19 protein-coding genes and 1 pseudogene are annotated in these 20,878 nt (G+C 73.2%); 10 read left to right on the top strand and 10 right to left on the bottom strand.

The genetic code is table 11. The annotated features are described in order from the left end of the window. Positions 1–66: 66 nt before the first annotated feature. A complete protein-coding gene (gene thrS, locus ACZ7L0_RS15945; RefSeq protein ID WP_471243047.1) occupies positions 67–1,341 on the bottom strand; it encodes a threonine--tRNA ligase in 1,275 nt (424 codons plus the stop codon). Between the two features lie 246 nt (positions 1,342–1,587). On the opposite strand from thrS, the gene ACZ7L0_RS15940 reads away from it, so the two are divergent. Beyond that, positions 1,588–2,346 carry a hypothetical protein gene (locus ACZ7L0_RS15940; protein ID WP_471243046.1) on the top strand — a complete coding sequence of 253 codons (759 nt, stop codon included), beginning with the start codon at positions 1,588–1,590 and terminating at the stop codon, positions 2,344–2,346. A 15-nt stretch (positions 2,347–2,361) separates the two neighbouring features. On the opposite strand, the gene ACZ7L0_RS15935 is transcribed toward ACZ7L0_RS15940, so the two are convergent. From ACZ7L0_RS15935 to ACZ7L0_RS15925, 3 genes are all read right to left on the bottom strand, one after another. Then, positions 2,362–3,171 (bottom strand): GAF and ANTAR domain-containing protein, encoded by an 810-nt coding sequence (locus tag ACZ7L0_RS15935; protein WP_471243045.1) that lies wholly within the window; start codon positions 3,169–3,171, stop codon positions 2,362–2,364. 131 nt (positions 3,172–3,302) lie between these two features. Then, positions 3,303–4,103 (bottom strand): GAF and ANTAR domain-containing protein, encoded by an 801-nt coding sequence (locus tag ACZ7L0_RS15930; protein WP_471243044.1) that lies wholly within the window; start codon positions 4,101–4,103, stop codon positions 3,303–3,305. A gap of 107 nt (positions 4,104–4,210) precedes the next feature. Continuing rightward, entirely contained in the window at positions 4,211–5,554 is a 1,344-nt protein-coding gene (locus tag ACZ7L0_RS15925) for a helix-turn-helix domain-containing protein (RefSeq protein ID WP_471243043.1), read from the bottom strand. A gap of 101 nt (positions 5,555–5,655) precedes the next feature. Between ACZ7L0_RS15925 and ACZ7L0_RS15920 the strand changes: the two genes are divergently transcribed. After that, positions 5,656–5,817 carry a hypothetical protein gene (locus ACZ7L0_RS15920; protein WP_471243042.1) on the top strand — a complete coding sequence of 54 codons (162 nt, stop codon included), beginning with the start codon at positions 5,656–5,658 and terminating at the stop codon, positions 5,815–5,817. A 4-nt stretch (positions 5,818–5,821) separates the two neighbouring features. Here the strand turns inward: ACZ7L0_RS15920 and ACZ7L0_RS15915 are convergent, their stop codons facing one another. From ACZ7L0_RS15915 to ACZ7L0_RS15905, 3 genes are read right to left on the bottom strand one after another with little or no spacing between them, the layout of a single operon-like run. After that, positions 5,822–6,280, bottom strand: coding sequence for a GNAT family N-acetyltransferase (locus ACZ7L0_RS15915; RefSeq protein WP_471243041.1), 459 nt, complete (start codon positions 6,278–6,280; stop codon positions 5,822–5,824). Further along, positions 6,277–6,471 carry a DUF397 domain-containing protein gene (locus ACZ7L0_RS15910; RefSeq protein WP_471243040.1) on the bottom strand — a complete coding sequence of 65 codons (195 nt, stop codon included), beginning with the start codon at positions 6,469–6,471 and terminating at the stop codon, positions 6,277–6,279. Before ACZ7L0_RS15910 ends, ACZ7L0_RS15915 begins: the two co-directional genes overlap by 4 nt. Further along, positions 6,431–7,279 (bottom strand): helix-turn-helix domain-containing protein, encoded by an 849-nt coding sequence (locus tag ACZ7L0_RS15905; RefSeq protein WP_471243039.1) that lies wholly within the window; start codon positions 7,277–7,279, stop codon positions 6,431–6,433. The genes ACZ7L0_RS15910 and ACZ7L0_RS15905 overlap by 41 nt, the downstream gene beginning before the upstream one ends. A 103-nt stretch (positions 7,280–7,382) precedes the next feature. Here ACZ7L0_RS15905 and ACZ7L0_RS15900 point away from each other — a divergent pair, with 103 nt between their 5' ends. Together ACZ7L0_RS15900 and ACZ7L0_RS15895 are read left to right on the top strand one after the other, a co-directional pair. After that, on the top strand, positions 7,383–8,624 hold the full coding sequence (locus tag ACZ7L0_RS15900) for an amidohydrolase (protein ID WP_471243038.1): 1,242 nt from the start codon (positions 7,383–7,385) through the stop codon (positions 8,622–8,624). Positions 8,625–8,747: 123 nt separating this feature from the next. Next, positions 8,748–10,721, top strand: coding sequence for an Ig-like domain repeat protein (locus ACZ7L0_RS15895; protein ID WP_471243037.1), 1,974 nt, complete (start codon positions 8,748–8,750; stop codon positions 10,719–10,721). A gap of 4 nt (positions 10,722–10,725) precedes the next feature. On the opposite strand, the gene ACZ7L0_RS15890 is transcribed toward ACZ7L0_RS15895, so the two are convergent. Together ACZ7L0_RS15890 and ACZ7L0_RS15885 are read right to left on the bottom strand one after the other, a co-directional pair. Further along, positions 10,726–11,787 carry a hypothetical protein gene (locus tag ACZ7L0_RS15890; RefSeq protein WP_471243036.1) on the bottom strand — a complete coding sequence of 354 codons (1,062 nt, stop codon included), beginning with the start codon at positions 11,785–11,787 and terminating at the stop codon, positions 10,726–10,728. 59 nt (positions 11,788–11,846) lie between these two features. Further along, complete coding sequence (locus tag ACZ7L0_RS15885; RefSeq protein ID WP_471243035.1) at positions 11,847–13,019, bottom strand: PP2C family protein-serine/threonine phosphatase; 1,173 nt, start codon at positions 13,017–13,019, stop codon at positions 11,847–11,849. Between the two features lie 128 nt (positions 13,020–13,147). Between ACZ7L0_RS15885 and ACZ7L0_RS15880 the strand changes: the two genes are divergently transcribed. Both ACZ7L0_RS15880 and ACZ7L0_RS15875 read left to right on the top strand, forming a co-directional pair. Continuing rightward, positions 13,148–13,594, top strand: a complete 447-nt coding sequence (locus ACZ7L0_RS15880) for a hypothetical protein (RefSeq protein ID WP_471243034.1) — start codon at positions 13,148–13,150, stop codon at positions 13,592–13,594. Between the two features lie 289 nt (positions 13,595–13,883). Beyond that, complete coding sequence (locus tag ACZ7L0_RS15875) at positions 13,884–14,801, top strand: hypothetical protein (RefSeq protein ID WP_471243033.1); 918 nt, start codon at positions 13,884–13,886, stop codon at positions 14,799–14,801. 279 nt (positions 14,802–15,080) lie between these two features. Here the strand turns inward: ACZ7L0_RS15875 and ACZ7L0_RS15870 are convergent, their stop codons facing one another. Continuing rightward, positions 15,081–16,430: an aminotransferase-like domain-containing protein gene (locus ACZ7L0_RS15870; protein WP_471243032.1), complete on the bottom strand. Its 1,350-nt coding sequence runs from the start codon at positions 16,428–16,430 to the stop codon at positions 15,081–15,083. Between the two features lie 88 nt (positions 16,431–16,518). Here ACZ7L0_RS15870 and ACZ7L0_RS15865 point away from each other — a divergent pair, with 88 nt between their 5' ends. The 4 genes and pseudogenes from ACZ7L0_RS15865 to ACZ7L0_RS15850 all read left to right on the top strand — a co-directional run. Further along, complete coding sequence (locus ACZ7L0_RS15865; protein ID WP_471243031.1) at positions 16,519–17,322, top strand: alpha/beta fold hydrolase; 804 nt, start codon at positions 16,519–16,521, stop codon at positions 17,320–17,322. Then, positions 17,319–18,275 carry an endonuclease/exonuclease/phosphatase family protein gene (locus ACZ7L0_RS15860; RefSeq protein ID WP_471243030.1) on the top strand — a complete coding sequence of 319 codons (957 nt, stop codon included), beginning with the start codon at positions 17,319–17,321 and terminating at the stop codon, positions 18,273–18,275. The genes ACZ7L0_RS15865 and ACZ7L0_RS15860 overlap by 4 nt, the downstream gene beginning before the upstream one ends. Before the next feature lie 60 nt (positions 18,276–18,335). Further along, complete coding sequence (locus ACZ7L0_RS15855; protein WP_471243029.1) at positions 18,336–20,291, top strand: FUSC family protein; 1,956 nt, start codon at positions 18,336–18,338, stop codon at positions 20,289–20,291. A 92-nt stretch (positions 20,292–20,383) separates the two neighbouring features. Next, positions 20,384–20,878 (top strand): annotated as a pseudogene (locus ACZ7L0_RS15850) (VWA domain-containing protein); the annotation flags it as partial.

The following is a 20,878-nucleotide window of genomic DNA, read 5'->3' as shown; positions in this document are numbered from 1 at the left end:
TCCGGCAGGCCTACCGCCACCAGACCACCAGACCAGCGACCAGCCGGGCCCCACCCCGTGCGCCCCTCACTCCCAGAGCGCGGTGCCGCGGGCAGCCACCCGGCCCGCGATGCGGTCGAGGAGGTCGTCGACGGGGACGGGGCCCGGGCGGTGTCCGTTGCGGAGGCGTACGGCTGCCTGGGAGGTGTCGGCCTCGCGTTGGCCGATGACCGCCTGGTACGGGACCAGGCGTGCGGCGCGGATGCGGGCGCCCAGGGTGCCCTGGTCCGGGGTGGCGAGTTCCGCGCGCAGGCCTCGGGCGAGCGCATCCCGCACCACGGCCTCCGCCTGGGCGTACTGCGCTTCAGCGACCGGCAGCACGACCAGTTGCACCGGGGCCAGCCAGGCCGGGAAGGCGCCGCCGTGCTCCTCGATCAGATGCGCGACGGCGCGCTCCATGCTGCCGATGACGCTGCGGTGCACCATGACCGGGCGGTGCTTGGCGCCGTCGGCGCCGATGTAGTGCAGGTCGAAGCGTTCGGGCTGGTGGAAGTCGATCTGGACGGTGGAAAAGGTGGACTCGCGGCCGGCCGGGTCGGCGATCTGCACGTCGATCTTGGGGCCGTAGAAGGCCGCCTCGCCTTCGGCCTCCTCGTAGTCCAGGCCCGACTCGTCGAGGACCTCCCGCAGCATTGCGGTCGCCCGCCGCCACAGGGCCGGATCGGCGACGTACTTGCCGCCGTCGCCGGGCAGGGAGAGGCGGTGGCGGGCGGCGCGGATGCCGAGGTCCGCGTAGGCGCGGGCGATCAGGCCGAGGGCCGCGCGGGCCTCGTTCACGGCCTGGTCCAGGGTGCAGAAGATATGGGCGTCGTTGAGCTGGATGGAGCGCACCCGGGTCAGCCCGCCGAGCACACCCGACGGCTCGGAACGGTACATGGGCCCCAACTCGGCGAGACGCAGCGGCAGTTCACGGTAGCTGTGGGAGCGGGAACGGTAGATCAGCGCGTGGTGGGGACAGAGGCTTGGGCGCAGGACGACCTCCTCCGCACCGAGCCGCATGGGCGGGAACATGTCGTCGCTGTAGTGGTCCCAGTGGCCGGACAGCTCGTACAGCTCGCGTTTGCCGAGGACGGGCGAGTACACGTGCCGGTAGCCGGCGGCTCGCTCGGCCTCCCGTACGTACTCCTCCAGGGCGTGCCGTACGACGGCCCCGTCCGGGAGCCAGTACGGCAGCCCCGCGCCCATCAGGGGGTCGGTGTCGAACAGGTCCAGTTCACGGCCGAGCCGGCGGTGGTCGTGCATGGCGGTCTCCTCGCGATGGGACGGGCACGGGGGCGGGGCGAGGAACCGGGACGCACACACGCCGAAGCCCCGGGGCACTCGCCCCGGGGCTTCGGACTCAAGGTCACGTGTCAGCGCGCCGGGACGTTCTCCGGCGTCGTCGTGCTGTGGGGGAACGACTGGGCGCGCTGCATGGGAGGACGGTAACAGGGGGCGGTGGACGAGGACGACGGGTTTTCCGGCCCGCCGGCACCGGCATCGGCCCACCCTTCACCCGGACGGACCGGACCGCTGGTGAACCCCCGGAGGCAGTGGTGCCGTGAGTACATGTCCCGCCACTCCGCCGCCACCGCGCTCACCGCGGCCACGCTGCTCAGCGCCTCCGCCTGTCTGGCGAGCACACCGGACCAGGCCCGGGACCCGCTGGCCGCCACCTCCGCCGGGACCGAGGAGCAGGCGCCGGCCGCCCTCACCGACGCCCAGGCGCAGGCCGCCCTGATCAACGAGGCCGATCTCGGGGCGCCCTGGATGCAGTCCGAGGGCGCGGCGAGCTGGCGGGACGCGCTGCTGAAGGCGACGGCGAACGCCGCGCCCGACTGCCAGCGGCTGCTGGAGGCCCTGTACACCGAGGAACCGCTCGGTCCGCCGTCGGGCAGCCGGGCGGTGGCCCTCCTGGACGACGGCGACGACCAGTCCCAGCTGCGCTACCAGGTCGCCGGCCACCGTCCGGCGGACGTGGACCGCGCGCTGGCCTGGCTGCGGACGCTGCCGGGCACCTGCGGACAGTTCACGGCCGCGACCACCCGACTCGGCGTCGAGGCCGTCCAGGTCGAGGAGCTGCCGCTGCCCGCGGTCGGGGACGCCCGCCAGGGCCTGCGGGTCACGCTGGTCACCGAGGGCGCGCAGGCCGGCGAGGACCCCGTGCTCACCCTGGACATGGCCGCCGTACGCGCCGGAGAGGACGCGATCGTCGTGACCGCCGGCACGCTCGGCACCGTTCCGCCGGACGAGGCCGTCCAGCGGGCCCTCGACCTCGGCACCCAGCGCCTGCTCCAGATCCGCGAGCAGGGCCGCGTACAGGCCTGACCCGGGCACCTCCGCTCAGGGCCGGTCGCCCTCCAGCCGGGTGCGGTGGCCGACCACGTCGTGCGCCACCTCCAGGGCCGTACGTCCGCACGCGAACGCGTACCCGCGCAGGCGGGCCAGCGCGTCGTCCGCGGTGATGCGCAACTGGGCCATGATCATGCCGATGGCCTGGTTGATCTCGTCGTGCTCGGTGGTCAGGCCGCCCAGCCAGAAACCGCCCGATCGGCCGGTGGGGTCCTCCTCGCCCCGGGGCAGCGACATCAGCGCCGCGGTCAGCGTGCGGGCCAGCAGCCGCGCGGTGTGCAGCTCGGGGCCGGTCAGCTCGCCCGGCCCGGTGCGGTACAGGTCGAGCGTGCCGACGCAGACCGTGGTGTCGCCGAGCGGCACCGAGTACACGGCCTGCACCCCGGCGCCCGTCGCCTGCTGCGCGTACACCGGCCAGCGCGCCATGTCCGGCCCGGCCGTGAGGTCCCCGGCGAGCACGGGCGCGGTGCTCTCGGCGGCGCACACGCACGGCCCGTCGCCCAGCGTGGCCTGCATCTCCGCCATGCCGGCCGCCGTCTCGTCGCTGGCCCCGACCAGGACGGGCAGCCCGTCACTGCGCAGGGACACACTCGCCCCGGCCACCGGCAGCAGCTCCACCGCGACCGCGCACAGCCGCCCGGGCACCTCCTCGGGCGCCGCGCCGCGCAGCGCCTCGGCGAGGGTCTCCGCCGTGACAGCCGGGTGCGGTGCCGCACTGCCGGCGGCACCCCTGTGGCGCCGGCTCTCCGGCGGACCACCGAAGCCGCCCACCGGAGCGCCGTCGTCGTCCCTGGGCCGCACGTCCACCGCCTCCTCAGAATCGGCCCAGCCGTGGTCGAGTGCTCCGGGGCAGGTACCCCACGTAATCCCTGCCCCCGAGAGGCCTCTCGACTACCCCTGGTGAAGGGGGCGAAACGGCTGCCTCCAGGCCCTCAGAGCGCCGTGTCGCGCGGGTGCAGCGGCCGGGTCTCCGGCGGGCTTCCGCTGACCTGACCGACGATGTCGGAGGCCACTTGGCGCAGCTTGACGTTGCGCTGCTGCGAGAGGCGGGTGAGCATCTCGAAGGCCTTCTCGGCGGTGCAGCGGCGCTGCGACATGATGATGCCGAGGGCCTGGTCGATCACCGTGCGTGAGGCCATCGCCCGCTGCAGATCCAGGCTGAACTGGAACTGACCGGCGATCTTCAGCGCGACGCCCAGCGCTCCGGAGGCGTACCCGGCGAAGACGGCGGCCTGTTCCCGCACCGGCTCGGTGAAGGCGTCCCGCTCACTGGAGTAGAGGTTCATGACACCGGAGATCCGCTGGCGCGGCGGGGTCAGGGGCAGCGCGAGCATGCTGCACATGCCGTACTCGCTGCAGAGGTCGGGGAACGGGCCGAAGCGGTCCTCCGCCGCCAGGTCCGGGATGTCGTGCGGCGTCCCGGTGCGCAGGGTCGACAGGCAGGGCCCGTCGTCGATCTCGTACTGCCGCTGGTCGAACAGCTCGACCTGGGGGTCGCTGGCCGCCGCGGTGGTGGGACGGTCGCCGCCCTCCGGACTGAGGGTGACCGAGCAGTGGGCGGGCACGGGCAGCGCCTGCGCGGTGAGGGTGACGAGTTCCTCCAGGAAGTCCTCCAACCGGTCGGACTCGACCAGCAGCCCCTGCAGCCTGGCCAGCATCTGCTCCGCGTGCACGGCTCCGTCGTCATGTGCGTCGGTGAGCGCGTCGGTGGGCGCGCCCGTGTGGGCATCCATGTGTGGATCCGCGTGTGCATCCGTCACGACGAGCCTCCTGGGGATGCGAACGGTCGTACAACCTTTCGAGTACCCAGTCGGGTGCGGCTCAGGCAGCCGGGCGGGTCCTAGAGGGGCGGCTGCGCGGGTGCGGGTCCGAGGGTGGTGGTGCCGGGGGCCGTACGGTGCCCCAGTCCCGTCCGGTACGCGTCCAGCGCGGCCTCCACCCGGCCGGTACGGCGCAGCAGGTCGCCGAGCATCCGGCACAGGTCGGCGAGGTCCCCGGCGGCGCCCGCCCGCTCCAGCAGGCTCAGGGCGCGTACGTAGTGCTCCTCGGCCGCCTCCGTGTCCCGGGCGTCCTCGGCGATGATGCCGAGCAGGCGGTGCGCGGCGGCGGAGTGCACGGCGCCCCGCTCCGACGACAGGTCCCCGAGCACCCCGTGCAGCAGCCCGGCGGCCTCCTCCGACTTGCCGCGCCGGTGCAGGACGTCGGCGAGCTCGACGGCGACCTGGCTGCTGTAGAGGGCGGCGCGGGTGGCGGAGAGCATGGTGAGCGCCTGGCGCAACTCGTCCTCCGCGCGCTCCAGTTCGCCGTCCTGGGCGTACACGTACCCGCGCATCCAGTGGCAGTTGGCGAGTTCGGTACGGAGCTGAAGCTGGCGGTAGAGCTCGGCCGCCTTGGCCAGCGAGGCGTCGGCCTCGGCGATCCGGCCCTCGGCGAGCAGGGTGCGGGCGACGGAGCGGTGCATCCGGGCGAGCAGCGCGGGGTCCTCGACCTGCGGGGCGAGGGCGAGGGCGAACTCGGCGGCCTGGGCGGCGCGGGCATGGGCGCCCATGTCCATGTACGGCCCGATGACGCTGGCGTAGAGCAGCAGCAGGGCGTCCGGGTCGTGCAGCCCACCACGGTTGAGCTCGTCGAGCGCGGACTCCAACAGGTAGACGGCGTAACGGAGTTCACCGGCGAGGAAGTGGGCGACGGCGCGTCCGCGCAGCGCGGGCACCCGCACCGGCAGCGGCTCGCCGGCCATCACCTCCTCGGCCCGCTCGAAGAACTGTCTGGCGTCGACGAGCTGACCGGTTTCGAGGGCGCACTCGCCGAGCCCCAGCAGCGCCGTGGTCTGCTCACAGGCGAGCCCGTGCGCCTCCGCCTCCGTCAGCAGGGCGGCGTACTGGGCGGCCGCGTCCTCGACCTCCCCCGTGGCCAGGGTGCGCTGCGCCTCGGTGAGCCGCAGCCGCAGATCGGTGGCGAGGTGGGTGGGGCGCCCGACCGCCAACTCCTCGAAGGCCACCCCGAGTCGGCCCGCGATGTGCCGCAGCGCATCGTCGGAGGCGCGCACCCGGCCCGCCTCCAGCGTCGAGATGTACGCGGGCGTGTACGCGGGCTCGGCCAACTGGCGCTGTGTCAGCCCGCGTTGGGCCCGAAGCTGCTGCACCCGCCGTCCGACGATCTCCGGATCATCGCGCTCGCGCATCGCCAACTCCCCCACCACCCCTTGCCGTTCGGCTCGGCCAGCCCCTAGGTTAAGCGTCGCATTAAACATGCTTAACACGCCGCTGTTGTTGCGAGGTTGCCGTGCTCGGACGCTCATCCGCACGCTACGGACGCCCCACCGCACGGTACGCCAGAAGCCTGGCCGCCGCCGTGCTGGCCGTCGCCGCCCTGATCACCGCCGCGAACGCGGGGCCCGCCCGGGCCACACCCGCTCCACCGGCCGCACACCAGCCCGGCCACTGACCGCTCAGACGGTGAACGGCAGGTCTCTGCGGAAGACGGCCATGGGCCGGCCGGGGCCGTTGTAGTCGCCGACGATCTCCGCGTCGAAGCCGAGTCCGCGGTGGAAGGCGATCGAGCCGGTGTTCTCGATCGACGTGATCGCCTTCAGCCGCCGCGCACCATGACGTTCCGCCGCTGCGGCGAACGCCGCGTACAGGCGACGCCCGAGACCGGTACCGCGGGCGTCGTCCCGGGTGGCGATCAGATGCACGTACCCCGTGCCCTCCGGGGTGACGAACCCGAAGACGTACCCACGGATTCCGTCCCCGGCTCGGGCGACCAGACAGGTCGGACCGAACTCCTGCACCAAGGCCTGAAGGTGCAGAGGCCGAAGGTCGCGCTCGCCCCAGTAACGGGGGTGATCGGTCAGGACCTGGTGGAAGTCGGCCACCCCGGCCGGGCCGATCTGTATGTCCACGGTCACTTCACGGCATGCGTGAGGAAGTCGGCCCAGACGGTGGGTGAGACGGTGATGGCACCGAGGCCGGGGTCCTTGGAGTCGCGGACCGCTATGAGGGTGGGCAGGTCGGCGATCTCGACGCATTCACCGCCGGTGTTGCCGCTGTAGCTGGACTTACGCCACCGCGCGTTCGTCAGGTTCGTGCTGCTCCCCATAGCGCTCCTCCATCACGCGGGTGATCAGTGCCGACGAATCCTCCACCGAGAGGGCGGCGGCCTGCAAGGAAGCGTAACGGAATGCCGCCTCCTTGACGGTGTCCGGATTGGCGGTCATGTGGCCCGAGATGAGGTCTTCCGTGTAGACGATGTCCGGGTCGTCATCGAAGCGCAGGCCGGTGAACGATCCGATCAGGCTGGCGTGTTGACCGGCCGCGAACGGCAGCACCTGGATGCGCACCCACCGGCGCCCGGCGAAGGTCAGCAGGTGCGCGAGTTGATCGCGCATGACATCCCGTCCACCGACCGGCCGGTGCAGCGCCGCCTCGTCCAGGATCACCCAGGCCAGCGGCGGACGCTCACGTGCCAGGATGCGCTGGCGCTCCATCCGTGCCGCGGCCAGCTCGTCGAGCCTGTCCGGCATCCCCGTCGCCAGCACGGCGCGGGCGTACTGCTCCGTCTGGAGAAGCCCGTAGATCATCTGCGCCTGGTACGTGGAGATGTAACTGGCCTTCGCCTCCATTTCGGCGAACGCCTGGAACCAGTGCGGCAGTTGACTCCGCAGCACCAGGCCGACCAACCGCGAGAAGAACCCGTCCGTCCCCATCGCCGCGTCCACCCGCTCCGCGAAATCCCTGGTGGGAACCTTCCTCGCGGTCTCGATCTGTCCGATCAGTGACCCGGTGCAGAAGATGGCCGAACCCAGCTCGGTCTGCTTCAGCCCCGCCGCCTCTCTCTTGCGGCGCAACTCCGCGCCGAAGTAGTCCAACGGAGAAGCACTCGGGTCGAGTTCGCGGATGTGGGACATGGCGGTGCACCCCCAAGCTGACGCCGCGCGTCTTTGCGTACGGTCTGTAGCCGAGAGTAATCGGACGACTCCGCTCCGGGGGCCCGATGGCATAATTTCACCCGTGCCCTCTCCCGCCGCCCGTATCGCGCTGGACCTCACCGCCGACCTCGCGGTCCCGGAGCTGGAGGACCTCTACCGGGACCTGCACCGCCACCCGGAGCTGTCCCTGCGTGAGCACCGCACCGCCGGGAAGCTCGCGGGGCGGTTGCGGGTGGACGGGTTCGAGACGGTCGAGGGGATCGGCGGGACCGGGGTCGCCGGGGTGCTGCGGAACGGGGACGGGCCGGTCGTGCTGTTGCGGGCGGACATGGACGCGTTGCCGGTGCGGGAGGAGAGCGGGCTGCCGTACGCCTCGGAGGCGGACGGCGTGATGCACGCCTGTGGCCACGACCTGCACGTGACCTGGCTCGCGGGGGCGGCGCGGGCGCTGGCGGCCGGGCGGGAGACCTGGGCGGGGACGTTGCTGGTGGTGGGGCAGCCCGCGGAGGAGACGGGGCAGGGCGCGGCCCGGATGGTCGCGGACGGACTGTACGAGCGGTTCGGGCGCCCCGATGTCCTGCTGGGGCAGCACGCGGTCCCCGGGCCGGCCGGGCTGTACCCGCACGCGCCGGGGCTGATCATGTCGGCCTCGACGGATGTGGACATCGTCGTGCACGGGCGGGGCGGGCACGGGTCGCGGCCCGAGGCGACCGTGGATCCGGTGGTGACCGCCGCCCACCTGGTCGTACGGCTGCAGAGCGTGGTCTCCCGGGAGATCGCCGCCCGGGAGTCCGCCGTACTGACCGTCGGCCGGATCGAGGCGGGCACCCGGCACAACATCATTCCGTCCGAGGCGCGCATCGCCCTGAATCTGCGGACGCAGTCGGAGGCGGTGCGGCAGCGGATGCTGGCCGCGATCCGGCGGATCGCGCTGGGGGAGTGCCTGGCGGCCGGGTGCCCGCGCGAGCCGGAGGTGACGGTCGGCGCGACCTTCCCGGTGACGGTGAACGACGCCGAGACCGACCGCCGGGTCGCCGCCGTGCACGGCGAGGTGTTCGGCGCGGGGACGGTCTTCGACCCGGGGCCGGCGATGGGCAGCGAGGACTTCCCGGAGCTGGCGGCCGGCTCGATCCCGTACTCGTACTGGTTCGTGACCACCACCCCGCACGCGGTGTGGGAGGCGGCGGAGGGCGCGGGGATCCCGGAGAAGCTGCAGGCCGTGCCGAGCAACCACAGCCCGCACTTCGCGCCCGATCTGTCCACGGTTGCCCCGGGAGTGCGCACGCTCGTCGCGGGGGCCCTCTCCCAGTTGTCAGTGGCATGACCTAGTGTTCGGCGCCTAGGCTTCACACACCCGCCACACCCGGCTCACAGGGGACACAACACAGCAGCAGCCGTGGTCCGTGGCGCCTCTCACTTCCATTCGTTCCGGGGGGTTCGAATCAGCGTGCGTAAGCGCACTCTCACGGCTGCCACCACCCTGGCGGTCCTCATCAGCTCGGCGGCGCTCGCCGCCACTCCGGCGTTCGCCGACACCACCAAGTCCCTGCCGGTCAAGACGACCCGGGACATCGTCGTCGACGGCGCCCACCAGCGGGTCTTCATCAGCGACCCGCTCAACGGCAAGATCGTCGTCACCGACTACGCCGGCAACGTCGTCAAGCAGCTCACCACCAACCTGGCCGGCGTCTCCGGCCTGGAACTGTCCGCCGACTCCGGCACGCTCTACGCGGCCGTGCAGGACCTGGACGCCATCGCCGTCATCGACACCGCGACGAACACCGAGACCACCCGCTACACCGTCGGCGACAAGCCGCTGAGCGTCGCGCTCGCGGGCGACAGGCTGTGGTTCGGCTACGGCGGCGCCGCCGAGGGCAACATCGGCTCCGTCGACCTGACGAGCGAGCAGCACGAGGTCACCCTGGGCCAGGACAACGGCTGGTACGCGGCGCCGATCCTGGACGCGGCGCCCGGCTCCGGCATCCTGGTCGCGGGCGCGATCGGCCAGAGCCCGGTGGAACTCGCCTCCTACGACGTCTCGTCGGGCACGGCCACCCGCCTGGCCAGCACCCGGGAGGCCGGCAGCAACCTCGGCGACCTCCAGGTCACCCCCGACGGCAAGGACGTCGTGGTGGCCAGCGGCGCGCCGTACTACCACCAGGTGTTCAAGACCTCCGACCTCAACGAGGACGGCAAGTACGTCACCGACGCCTACCCGAACTCGGTGGCCATCGCGCCCGACGGCGCGGTGGCGGGCGGCATCGACGGCTCGTACGACCCGGACGTCTACGTCTTCCGGCCGGGAAGCAGCGAGGCGGTCCGCACCTACGACTTCCCCAACACCGGTCACACCAGCGGCTCCGACCTGCTGGCCCCCTCCGGTCTGGCCTGGGCGCCCGACGGCAGCCGCCTGTTCGCGGTGACCTCCAACAGTGAGGGCCTGTACTCGCTGCGCGAGTTCGACGCCCCCACCAAGGCGGCCACCACCCTCACCGTGGACGCCCCGGAGACGGCCACCCGCGCCAAGAAGCTCACCGTCAAGGGCAAGGTCACCTCCAAGGTGGCCCTCCCGGCCGGCGCCAAGCTGACGGTCACCCGTACCGACCTGGACTCCCCGAACGGCAAGACCCTCGCCCCGGCGACGGTCAAGGCCGACGGCACCTACTCCTTCACCGACACCCCGCCGGCCGGCGGCAAGGTGAAGTACACGGTGGCGTACGCGGGCGACGCCGACCACGCGGCGGGCTCCGCCACCGACACCGTGGACGTCTCCCGCGCCAAGCCGACGCTGACGCTGAACAACAACGGCAAGGTGTACTCGTACGGCAAGGACGTCACGTTCACGGCGCACCTCGGGTCCACGTACAAGAACCGCACGGTGGAGATCTGGGCCGACCCGTTCGGCTCGGACAAGCCCAACAAGCTGGTGAAGACCGGCAAGGTCAACTCCAGCGGCAACCTGTCGGTCGTCCTGGACCTGAAGCGGGACACCAAGGTCACGGCGAAGTTCGCGGGCGACGCCCGCTACCAGCCGCGGTCGGCGACCAGCACGGTCGGCGCCAAGGTGAGCGTGTCCACCTCGGTCGGCGGCCACTACAAGACGAAGAGCACGTGGGGCCACACGTACTACTTCTTCCACAAGTCCAAGGACCCGCTGTTCACCACGAAGATGTCGTACTTCCCGGGCCGCCAGCAGAAGCTGGAGTTCCAGGTGTACTACCAGGGCACCTGGTACGACGGCGGCTCCGAGTACTTCGCGCTGGGCTCCAACGGCGTCTCCAAGGTGCAGCTGACCGGCGACCACGGCGGTGACGTCGGCTGGCGGCTGCGGGTCCGCTCCTCCTACATCAACAGCACCTCCGGTGACACCGTGAACTCCACCACGCACGGCGCCTGGAAGTACTTCACCTTCACCAGCTGAGCTCTCACTGGGTCTGGAGCTGCCGCAGGTGCTGCTGGACATGGTCCAGCGCGCCCTGCCGGCGGCCCGGCACCCTGAGTCTCAACTCCGCGAGCGCGGGCCCGAGTTCACGGGCCCGCGCTCTGTCGTCGATGCGCCCCCACTGGTGGTGGGCGCGGTCCACGGCCGCCTCCACGGCGGGCGCGTCCGGAGCCTGCCCGGCGGCCAGCCGGGTCGAGGCGACGGTCAGCCAGGTACGGCAGCTGCGCACCGGGTCGCCCGCGAACATCGCGAGGTCCGCCCGCACTTCGGCCCAGTGCAGCGCGTCCTGGGAGGCGGCCCCGTGCGCGCGCACGGCGGCCTGCTCGTAGCGGGCGGCGAGGGCGTCGGCGTCGGCGTGCCGCCCGGCCTGGACGGCGGCGCTGATCTCGGCGTGCGGGTCGGCGACGCCGAAGGTCCCGGGGAAGGCCAGCACCAGGTCCCGGTGCGCGCCCTCGTCGGCGAGTCGCGCCAGCGCCTGCTCGTGCAGCTGCTCCACCGGCGGGCGGCGGCCACTGCGCAGGATCGTCGCGACCGCCTTCATGTACGACGGTGCGGCGAGCCCGCGCCGGGGCGGGGGCGGCGCGATGCGACCGTAAACGGCGTTGTTCCGGCCGGAGTCCAGGGGCGTGCCGTGCAGGTGTTCCCAGGTCTCGGCGTCCGCGTGCAGGTCGACGACGAGGGTGGTCGCGCCGGTCGGGCGCAGCCGCAGTTCCTCGCGGATCCAGTGCCAGGGCAGGGCCGTGTAGCGGACGGTGGCCGGGGTGGTGCGGGCCAGCGCCAGGTGCGGCAGGTGCTGGCGGCGGTCGAGCTGGAGCTGGCCGGTGACGAAGACGGTCAGCGGGCCGGGGGCCGCCGCCGCGGCGCGCAGCCGGGTGAGGACGGCCTGCGGGTCCAGCGGGTCGGCGAGCTCGACCACGTTGGCGGTGTCGGTGCCGGAGAGCACGGCGGGGGCGACGGCCGCCAGGACCGGGAGCACGCCGGCCGCGTCCACCAGGCGCCCCTTGCCCATCGGTGAGGCCGCGAGCAGCAGCACGGTTCCGGGCATCGTCCCCCCTTCGATCGGTCAGAGCAGCACCGTAACCGCTGCGGCTGCAAAGGTGGGTGTCAGGCCCGGAAACGTCCTCCCATCACGGTGCCTTCCATCCGCCGGAACGCGAAGATCGTGGTGTCGTCCACCAGATGGCCGTCGCTGTGCCGCAGGACGCCGTCGCGGACCAGACGGACCAGGCGGCGGGGCCGGACGATGCGCGGGTCGGCGGCGGTGGCGCGGACGACGTGGTCGGTGAGGGCGTAGAAGACGCCGTGGCCGTCCCGGGCCTCGGTCACGCCGTCCGTGGTGAGCAGCAGGGTCTCGCCAAGGGCGAGGGGCACGCGGGTGGGGTGCGGGGGGCTGTGGACGGGGGCGAGTTCGCCGAGGCCCAGGGGGAGGCGGTCGCCGGGCGGCAGGGAGCGCACGCCGTCGGGGCCGACCACGAGCGGGGGTTCGTGGCCGAAGTTGACGACCTCGACGGTGCCGTCGTCCACCACGGGGAAGCCGATCAGGACGGCGGTGGCGAAGCGGTCGCCGTCGTCGCGGCCCAGGACGGTGCTGTGGTAGCGGTGGCGGCCCATGCGCACCTCCAGGCGGGCGGCGACGGTCCTGAGGTCCGGCTCGTGATAGCCGGCCTCCCGGAAGGTCCCGAGCAGCGCTGCCGCCGCCTCCACCGCGCCCAGGCCCTTGCCCTGCACGTCGCCGAGGAGGACGCGGGTGCCGTTCGGGCCGGGCTGGATGTCGTAGAAGTCGCCGCCGACGCGGGCGTCGGTGTCGGCGGCCAAGTAGACGGCGGCGTGCTCCAGGCCGGCCCAGCCGGGCGGCAGCGGGCGCAGCACGGTGCGGCGGGTGGTCTCGGCGATGTCCCGCATGTGCAGCATGCGCCGCTCGCCGCGCAGCCGCACCGCGCAGGCCAGCGTGGCCAGGGCGCCGCCGAGGGCGACCAGGACGAAGTCGGGCCAGCCCACCCGGTACTCGTTGAACCAGACACTGTCCACGAGCACGTAGGTGAGGATCGCGAGCACGGAGAAGGCGGCCGTGGTCCACAGCCCGCAGAGGGCTGCGGAGATGCCGGGGACCAGGACGATCCAGGAGATGATCCGGAAGCTCGCGGTGTTGATGTCGACCACCGAGATCCCGATGAGCAGCACCAGCGGCACCGCCCACGCGACGCTCCGCCCGCGGATCCGCAACATCTGCCGCCGTCGCAGGGCCTCCTCGTCGGTCACGGCGAGCAGCCCCTTCATGTCCCCCAGCGAATCACGGGAGTGCTCGGCCCGCATCCGGGCACCCGGCATCGTCGTGACCGACTTGCCAGGCCGTGCCTTCCGGGTGTGCCCTGGAAGGCGGGGCGAGGAGCGAGAGGAGTGCTCTCATGGCTCAAGCGGCACCCGCGTCCGGTGGCGTCGCCCGGACCCGGCGGACGCCCGACGTGTTCGACGAGCGGACCCACGCGGTCGCCCGGCTGGTCTGGCCCATCGTGCTCGGACTGGTGTACGGGTACTGGGCGGCGGCCAACACCCGCTACGGCGGTCCCATCACCGGCCGGAACCTGCTGTTCGGCTTTGTGACGGCGATCGCGTTCATCGTGGTCTACATGGGAGTGCGGGCCCTCGCCGAACGTCAGAAGCGGGAGGTGCACGCGGCCCTGTGGACGGCCTTCACGGGCATCGCGGTCGGCTTCCTGTACAGCCTGAGCGGCCGTGGCCACACCGTGCTGGAGTCCACGGGCCTGGCCCTGGCGGTGGCGGTGCCGGTGGGCGCCGCGTTGTTCTACCTGTACTACACCCACGAGGACGCCGCCGGGCACCGGATCAGGTGACCCGCCCCCGGCCACGCGTGTGCCCCGGTCCGACGGCCGGGGCACACGCGTTCCCCTGTGTTTCCCTCCTCCACCAGCCGCCGGTCCGGCTCCACACGGCACCGGCGGCGCCCTGAGCGTCCCTCTCCCCAGATCCAGGAAACACCCGTTCGGGCCAACCCTCCACCGGAGAGCGGAATGTGCAGTACCGCGAGGTGGGTGGCGAGGTGACGCCCGTTCGGCCTGACACATCCCCTCGAATGCAGTCGCCCCGCTCGCGCGTCCGGGCCCGCGGCCGTGTCCTGAAAACGTGCCCCCACGCCTCAGGAGTCCCCTGTCGGCCGTACTGATCGCCCTGTCCTGCCTCCTCGTGCCGTTCGGCGCGCTGGCGGCCTGGGCGTCGTACGGGCTCGCCGACACGGGCCGGTACGTCACCACCATGGCGCCGCTCGCCACCGACCCGGACGTGCGCGACGCCGTCGCGGACACGGTCGGGGACGGCATCCTGCGCGAAGTGGACGTCGGGCAGCCCCTGCGCGGCACCGTCCGCCCCTTCGTGCACGACGCGGTGCGCTCCTTCACCCAGACCCGCGCCTTCCGCCTGGCCTGGGAGGCGGCCAACCGGGCCACCCACGACGCCGTGCTCCAGGCGCTGCGCGACGAACGCGAGGCCCTCGACCGGCCGGTCACCGTGGACCTGGCCCCCGTCACCGCCCAGGTCAAACGCCAACTCACCCACGACCACGTGCCGATGGCCGACCGCATCCCGGTCGAGCACACCGCGGTCGCCGTCCTCCCGGCCCGGGAACTGGCCCAGCTCCGGAAGGGGTTCCACGTGCTCGAAGTCGCCGGCTTCTGGCTCCCCGTCGCGGCCGTCGCCTTCGCCGCCACCGGGATCGCCCTCGCCGTACACCGCCGCCGCGCGGTCACCGCCACCGCCCTCGGCGCCGCCCTGGGCGGCGCCCTGCTCGGCCTCGCCCTGGCCGTCGGCCGCCGCCTCACCCTCGCCGACCTGCCCGACGACGTCTCCCGCCCCGCCGCCGGCGCCATCTACGACGCCCTCACCGACACCCTGCACACCGCTGCCTGGCTACTGCTCGCCTGCGGCCTGACGGTAGCCCTGGCCGCCCAGCTCACCCACTACCTGCACACCCTCCACCGCACACGCCGCCGCCACGCCTCCGCAGCGCCCACGCCGTCTCCTACACCGAGCCGCGCCCGAGCCTGACGGGCGCGGGGTGCGACCGGGGTCCACACGGAGGCCGTACCCGCCATCTGCGGCCCGGCAGCGACTCCGACCGCCCGGCCCACCCGGTACCTGCGCGTCCTGACGGCGACCGGGTTTGCACGGAAGCCCATATCCCGGCGCCTGCGGCCCGGCGGTGCCCCCTGGCCGCCTGCTCACCCGCCATCCTCGCCCCGCACCTCACGCGACACCGGCGAGCGTTCGCAGCGCCCGCGGCTACTCCGTCCCCGACACCGACCCGAGCCCGACGCTCCGCCCAGCTCACCCCCTACCCACGCGCCCCGCGCCCCGCGCGACACCGGCGAGCGTCCGCAGCGCGCGGGTCAGTTCCGGTTCCGGGGCCGAGGCGAGGCCGAGCCGGACGGCGTTCGGGGTGCGGCTGGGGTCCACGCTGAAGGCCGTGCCAGGGGTGACGGCGATGCCGTGGGCCGCGGCGGCGGCCGTGAAGGTGTCCGCGCGCCAGGGTGCGGGCAGCTCCCACCAGGCGAAACAGGCCCGCGGGTCGGACCGTACGGCGAACCCGGCGAGCTCCTCGCCGAGCAGCCGCTGCCGCCGCGCCGCATCCGCCCGCTTGGCCGCAACCAGCCGCGCCACGGTCCCGTCCCCGAGCCAGCGCACCGCCGCCTCCAGCGCGAAGGCGCCCGCGCTCCAGCCGCCGGACCGGATCGCCGCGGCCACCGCCCGGGCCCGGTCCGGCGGTACGACCGCGAAACCGACGGTGAGACCCGGGGCGACCCGCTTGGAGAGGCTGTCGACGAGGTGGGTGAGGGTGGGGGCGAGGGAGATGAGGGGTTGCTCGGTGCCCTCGCCCAGGAACGCCCAGATGCGGTCCTCGACGGCGGGTATGAGCAACTCCCGCATGAGCGCGGCCAATTGGACGCGCCGTTCGGCGCTCATCGTCGCCGACGTCGGGTTGTGCAGGGTCGGCTGGAGGTAGAGGGCGGACAAGGGAGCGCTGCGATGCGCGGCGGCCACGGACGCCGGGCACAGACCCTCCTCGTCCGCCGCGAGCGGGACCAGTGTGATGCCCAGCCGGGCCGCGATCTCCTTGACCAGCGGATATGTCAGCGGCTCGACGCCGAGGCGACCGCCCGGCCGGACCAGCGAGGCGAGGGTGGCGGCGATGGCCTGCCGGGCGTTGCCGGTGAAGAGGATCCCGGCGGGGTCCGGGCGCCAGGCCGGGGTGGCGAGCAGGGCGGCCACCGCGTAACGGGCGTCGGCGGTACCGGACGCGGCGGCCGGGCGCAGCGCCTCGGTGAGCGCGTCCGGGCGGAGCAGGGCGGCCAGGGCGGGGGCGAGCAGCTCCGACTGGCCGGGCGCGACCGGGTAGTTGAGCTCCAGATCGACCGAACGGACGGGCGCGGACGACTCCGTGAGTGCCCGCCCGGCTCCGTCCGGCCGGGTGGCGGCCCGCACGAAGGTCCCGCGCCCCACCTCGCCCACCACCAGTCCGCGCCGCACCAGTTCGGCGTAGACCCGCCCCGCCGTCGAGGGGGCGACCCCGCGCCGCCGGGCGAACGTCCGCTGGGGGAGCAGCCGTTGTCCCGGCCGGAGCCGGCCGGCCGCGATCTCGTCCGCGATCCGGTCGGCCAGTGCCCGGAAGTCGTCCACAACTCTCCTTTTTCCGCAGGTCAGTTGGATTGCACCGAGGGCAATGATCTTATTGCGCCGAGGAGCCGATCACCCTAGGGTCACTCACATGACCCCCTTCCTCGCATTCGAGGACAAAGGGCCCGGAGTACCGCACGGGTACCCCCTCGTCCTCGTCCACGGCCACCCCTTCGACCGCACGATGTGGACCCCGCAGCTGGAGGCCTTCTCCGCCACCCGCCGGGTGATCGCCCCCGACCTGCGCGGCTACGGCGCCTCCCCCGTAGTCCCCGGCATCACCCCGCTGGCGCGCTTCGCCCGGGACATCGCCGAGTTGCTGGACGAGCTGGAGGTGGACTCCTTCGTGCTCGCCGGGCTGTCGATGGGCGGGCAGATCGCCATGGACTGCTACCGGCAGTTCCCCGAGCGGATACGGGGCCTGGTCCTCGCCGACACCTTCCCGGCCGCCGAGACCCCCGAGGGGAAGAAAAGCCGGGGCGCCATGGCCGACCGCCTGCTGCGGGAGGGCATGCGCGGGTACGCCGACGAGGTGCTGGAGCGGATGGTCGCCCCGTACGCGGCGCCCGACGTCAAGTCGCACGTCCACCGCATGATGACGGCCACCCCGCCCGAGGGCGCCGCGGCGGCCCTGCGCGGCCGGGCCGAACGCCCCGACTACCGCGACCTGCTGACCCGGGTCACCGTGCCCGCCCTGGTGGTGGTCGGCGCCGACGACACCTTCACCCCGGTCTCCGACGCCGAGGCCATGCACGCCGCACTCCCCGACTCCACGCTGCGGGTGATCGAGGGGGCGGCGCACCTGCCCAACCTGGAGCGGCCGGAGAGGTTCGATCGGGCGCTGGAGGAGTTCCTGGCGCGGGTGGACCGGGGGCTCGTACCCTCGGGTCCGTGACCAACCAGCGCGGACGCGGGCTCGGCGCCTGGTGTGCCGGACTGCTGTGCGCCGGGGTGAGCGCCGTCGTCGGCTGCCGGGTGGCCGACACCGACGGCATCACTCCCGTGACCCAACTGCTCGCCTTCCTCCCCTGGCTGCTGCTGCCCACCGGCGTCGCCCTGCTCTTCGCGCTCCTCGCCCGCTGGTGGCCCGGCCTGGTGTGGGGCGTGGCGCTCCTCGGGCTGCTGGCCTGGTTCATCGATCCGTACGGCAGGACCAGCGAACCCGAGGGGCAGCCACTGGCCTCCTTCCGGGTGCTGACCTCGAACGTCGAGTTCGGGCGGGCGACCGGCGCCCTCGTCCCCGAGATCCGCCGCTACAAGCCCGCCGTGGTGTTCGTGGAGGAGTGCGAGTACTCCTGCCAGGCCACCCTGCGGCGCGAGCTCGACGACGCCTACCCCCACCGCCGTGCGGTCGCCGCGGGCGGTTCCAAGGGCTCCCTCATCCTCAGCCGCTACCCGCTGCGCGGCACCGACGGCGTCCCCGGCACCATGGGCATGCCCGGCGCCGTCGCCGACGTCCGCGGACACCCCGTACGGCTCCAGCTCGCCCACCCCATGCCCCCGCTCCCCGGGCAGCTCGGCGCCTGGCGCCGGGAGTTGGGCAGGCTGCGCGCCTACGCCGCCGCCGGCCGCGACACCCCCACGATCCTGGCCGGCGACTTCAACGCCTCCCAGGACCACGCCGCGTTCCGCCACATCCTCGACACCGGCCTGTACGACGCCGCCCGCCTCGCCGGAGACGACCGCACACCCAGCTGGCCCGCCCGCACCGCCCGGGTCATCGGCGCCCAGATCGACCACGTCCTGCTTTCCCCGGACTTCTCCGCCACCGGCGCCCGCTTCCTCCGGCTGACCGGCACCGATCACCGCGCGCTCCTCACCGACATCACCCTCCACCAGCGGGAATGACCCGGAGATACCCCGCAGCGGGCCCAGGGGCGGCAATTCCCCGGTGGTCATAATGGGCGCATGTCCCGCGAGTTCCCCATCGGCCTCACCCCTCCCGACTGGCTGGTCCGGAACCTCCAACCCCAGCAGGCCCCCGTCAACCGGCCCGCCGCCGCCCGCGCCGCCGTCGCCATGGCCGCCCCCCTGGCCGTGGGGCTGGCGACCGGACACGTCGAGTACGGCGCCATCGCCTCCATGGGCGCCCTCTCCGGTGTCATCGGCGACACCGCCGACGCCTACCGCATGCGGATCCTCAACATCGCGGTCCCCCAGTTCTTCGGCGCCGTCGGCGTCACCCTCGGCTCCCTCGTCTTCGGCCACGGCTGGCTCGCGGTCGCCGTCGTCACCGGCGTCGCACTCGTCTCCGGGATGATCTCGACGATCGGCGCGGTGGCCTCGGTCTCCGGCCTGCTGCTGCTCCTGAACTCCGTCATCGGCGCGGGCCTCCCCCTCCCCGGCCCCTGGTGGCTGGCGCCCGCCCTGATGACCGGCGGCGGCCTGCTCGTCCTCCTGCTCGCCCTGCTGGCCTGGCCCCTGCGGTCCGGGGTGCCGGAGCGGACGGCGGTGGCGGGCACCTACCGGATGGTGGCCGCCCTGCTCACGGTGAGCGGCACCGACCGGACCGACGCCTACGAAGACGCCCGCCGCGCCGTCACCCAGTCCCTGAACCAGTCCTACGACCTGGTCCTCGCCCGCCGCGCCCGCCACCACGGCCGCAGCCGCGAACTCACCCGCCTGCTGGCGCAGTTGAACGCGATCACCCCGGTCGTGGAAGCCGCCCCCGCCGCCCATCTCACGGGCAGGCCCCTCCCGCCCGAGATCCCGAAGGCCGTCCACCACCTGGCCCAGGCGGTGGAAACCGGCTACGCGGGCCCGATGGGCCTGCGTCTGCCCACCCCCACCACGGAGACCGCCCGGGCCGTCGACCACGCCCTGCGCCACGCCGCCGAGGTCGTCTCCTCCCCCGACGTGGACCCGCGCGGCATCGACGACCGCCTCGGCCGCCCGTCCGCCCTGGGCATCCGCACCGCCCGGGCCGCCCGCAACGTCGTCCTCTCCGCGGGCTCCTGGCGCTACGGCCTGCGGCTCGCCCTGTGCATCGGCATCGCGCAGTCCCTGGTCTCCCTCATCCCGGTCCCCCGCTCCTACTGGGTCGCCCTCACCATCACCTTCGTCCTCAAGCCCGACTTCGGCTCGGTCTTCTCCCGCGCCCTGCTGCGCGCGCTCGGCACGGTGGCGGGCCTGCTGGTCGCGGCGGCGGTACTGGCGGAGGTGCCCCGCGGCTGGTGGGACGTCCTGGTGATGCTGGTCCTGGCCCCCCTGATCCCGGCCCTCACCCCCCGGGGCTACGGCTACCAGACGGCGGCGATCACCCCCGTGATCCTCCTCCTCTCCGACGTCCTGAACCACCAGGGCACGGCCCTGCTCCTGCCCCGCCTGGTGGACTCCCTCCTCGGCTGCGCGGTCGCCCTGACCGTCGGCTACCTCCTCTGGCCGGAGAGCTGGCACACCCGCGTGGGCGACCGCCTCGCGGACGCGGTCGCGGACACGGCCCGCTATGTCGAGACGGCGTTCGGGCCGACCGACGAGGAGCCGGCCGACCCGGCGGCCCGCGCCCGTATGCGCCGCCGCCTCTACCGCGACCTCTCCGTCATCCGTACGGAGTTCCAGCGCGCCCTGACCGAACCCCCGCCCACCGGCCGCCGTGCCGCCGCCTGGTGGCCGCTGGTCGTCGCCGTCGAACGAATCGTCGACGCGACGACCGCGGCCCGCGTCCGAGTCCGCCACGGCGCGGCCCCGCCGTCCTCGGCCGAGGTCGCCCAAGTCACCCTGCAACTCAAGGAACTTTCCGACGGCGTACGCCACGCCGAATCCCTGATCGCCGTCCGCACCGACCTCACGGGCCCCTCCGGAAGCGTCCTCGAACCCCTCCGCCAGGAGGTGGCCGCCGCCCGGGCCATCGCCTCCCCGCACTGACCCTGCCCAAGATCGCCAACCGGGGCCGCTAACCTTACGTGTCCGTCCTGGCCAGGGATTGACGGGCATCAACTCAGCGAAGGGTTGCGCACATGGGCATTCTCACTCTCCTGCGGAACGCGTTCGGCCGGTCACGCAAGGGACGTACCGCCGAAGCAGAGGGTGCGGACAGCACGCTTACGCCCGAACCGACCCTCCCGTCCCCCTCCCCGGACCCGGAGCCCACCGCCCAGGTCCCGGAACCCCGGCCCTCCGCCCAGGAGGACCAGGACGACGAGCACGAACTCGTCTCCGCCGCCTTCGACAAGGTGACGGTCCCCCGCCCGTCCCAGCCTGGGGACGCGGTGAGCGGGGGCCCGACGGAGGCACAGGGGGAGCCGGCGGCTGAGGCTGAGGCTGAGCCGGTGGCCGAGGCTGAGCCCGTGCCCGCGGTCGAGGCTGAGCCGCAGCCCGTGGCCAAGGCTGAGGCTGAGTCGGTGGCCGAGATCGAGGCTGAACCCGAGCCGGTGGCCGAGATCGAGGCTGAGACCGAGCCGGAGCCTGCAGCCAAGGCCGAGCCGGAGCCGGTGGCCGAGATCGAGGCTGAC

It is taken from the genome of Streptomyces sp. NPDC039424, from assembly GCF_055639495.1.
The sequence above is the reverse complement of the archived record's forward strand: the minus strand, read 5'-3'. Positions and strand labels throughout refer to the sequence as shown.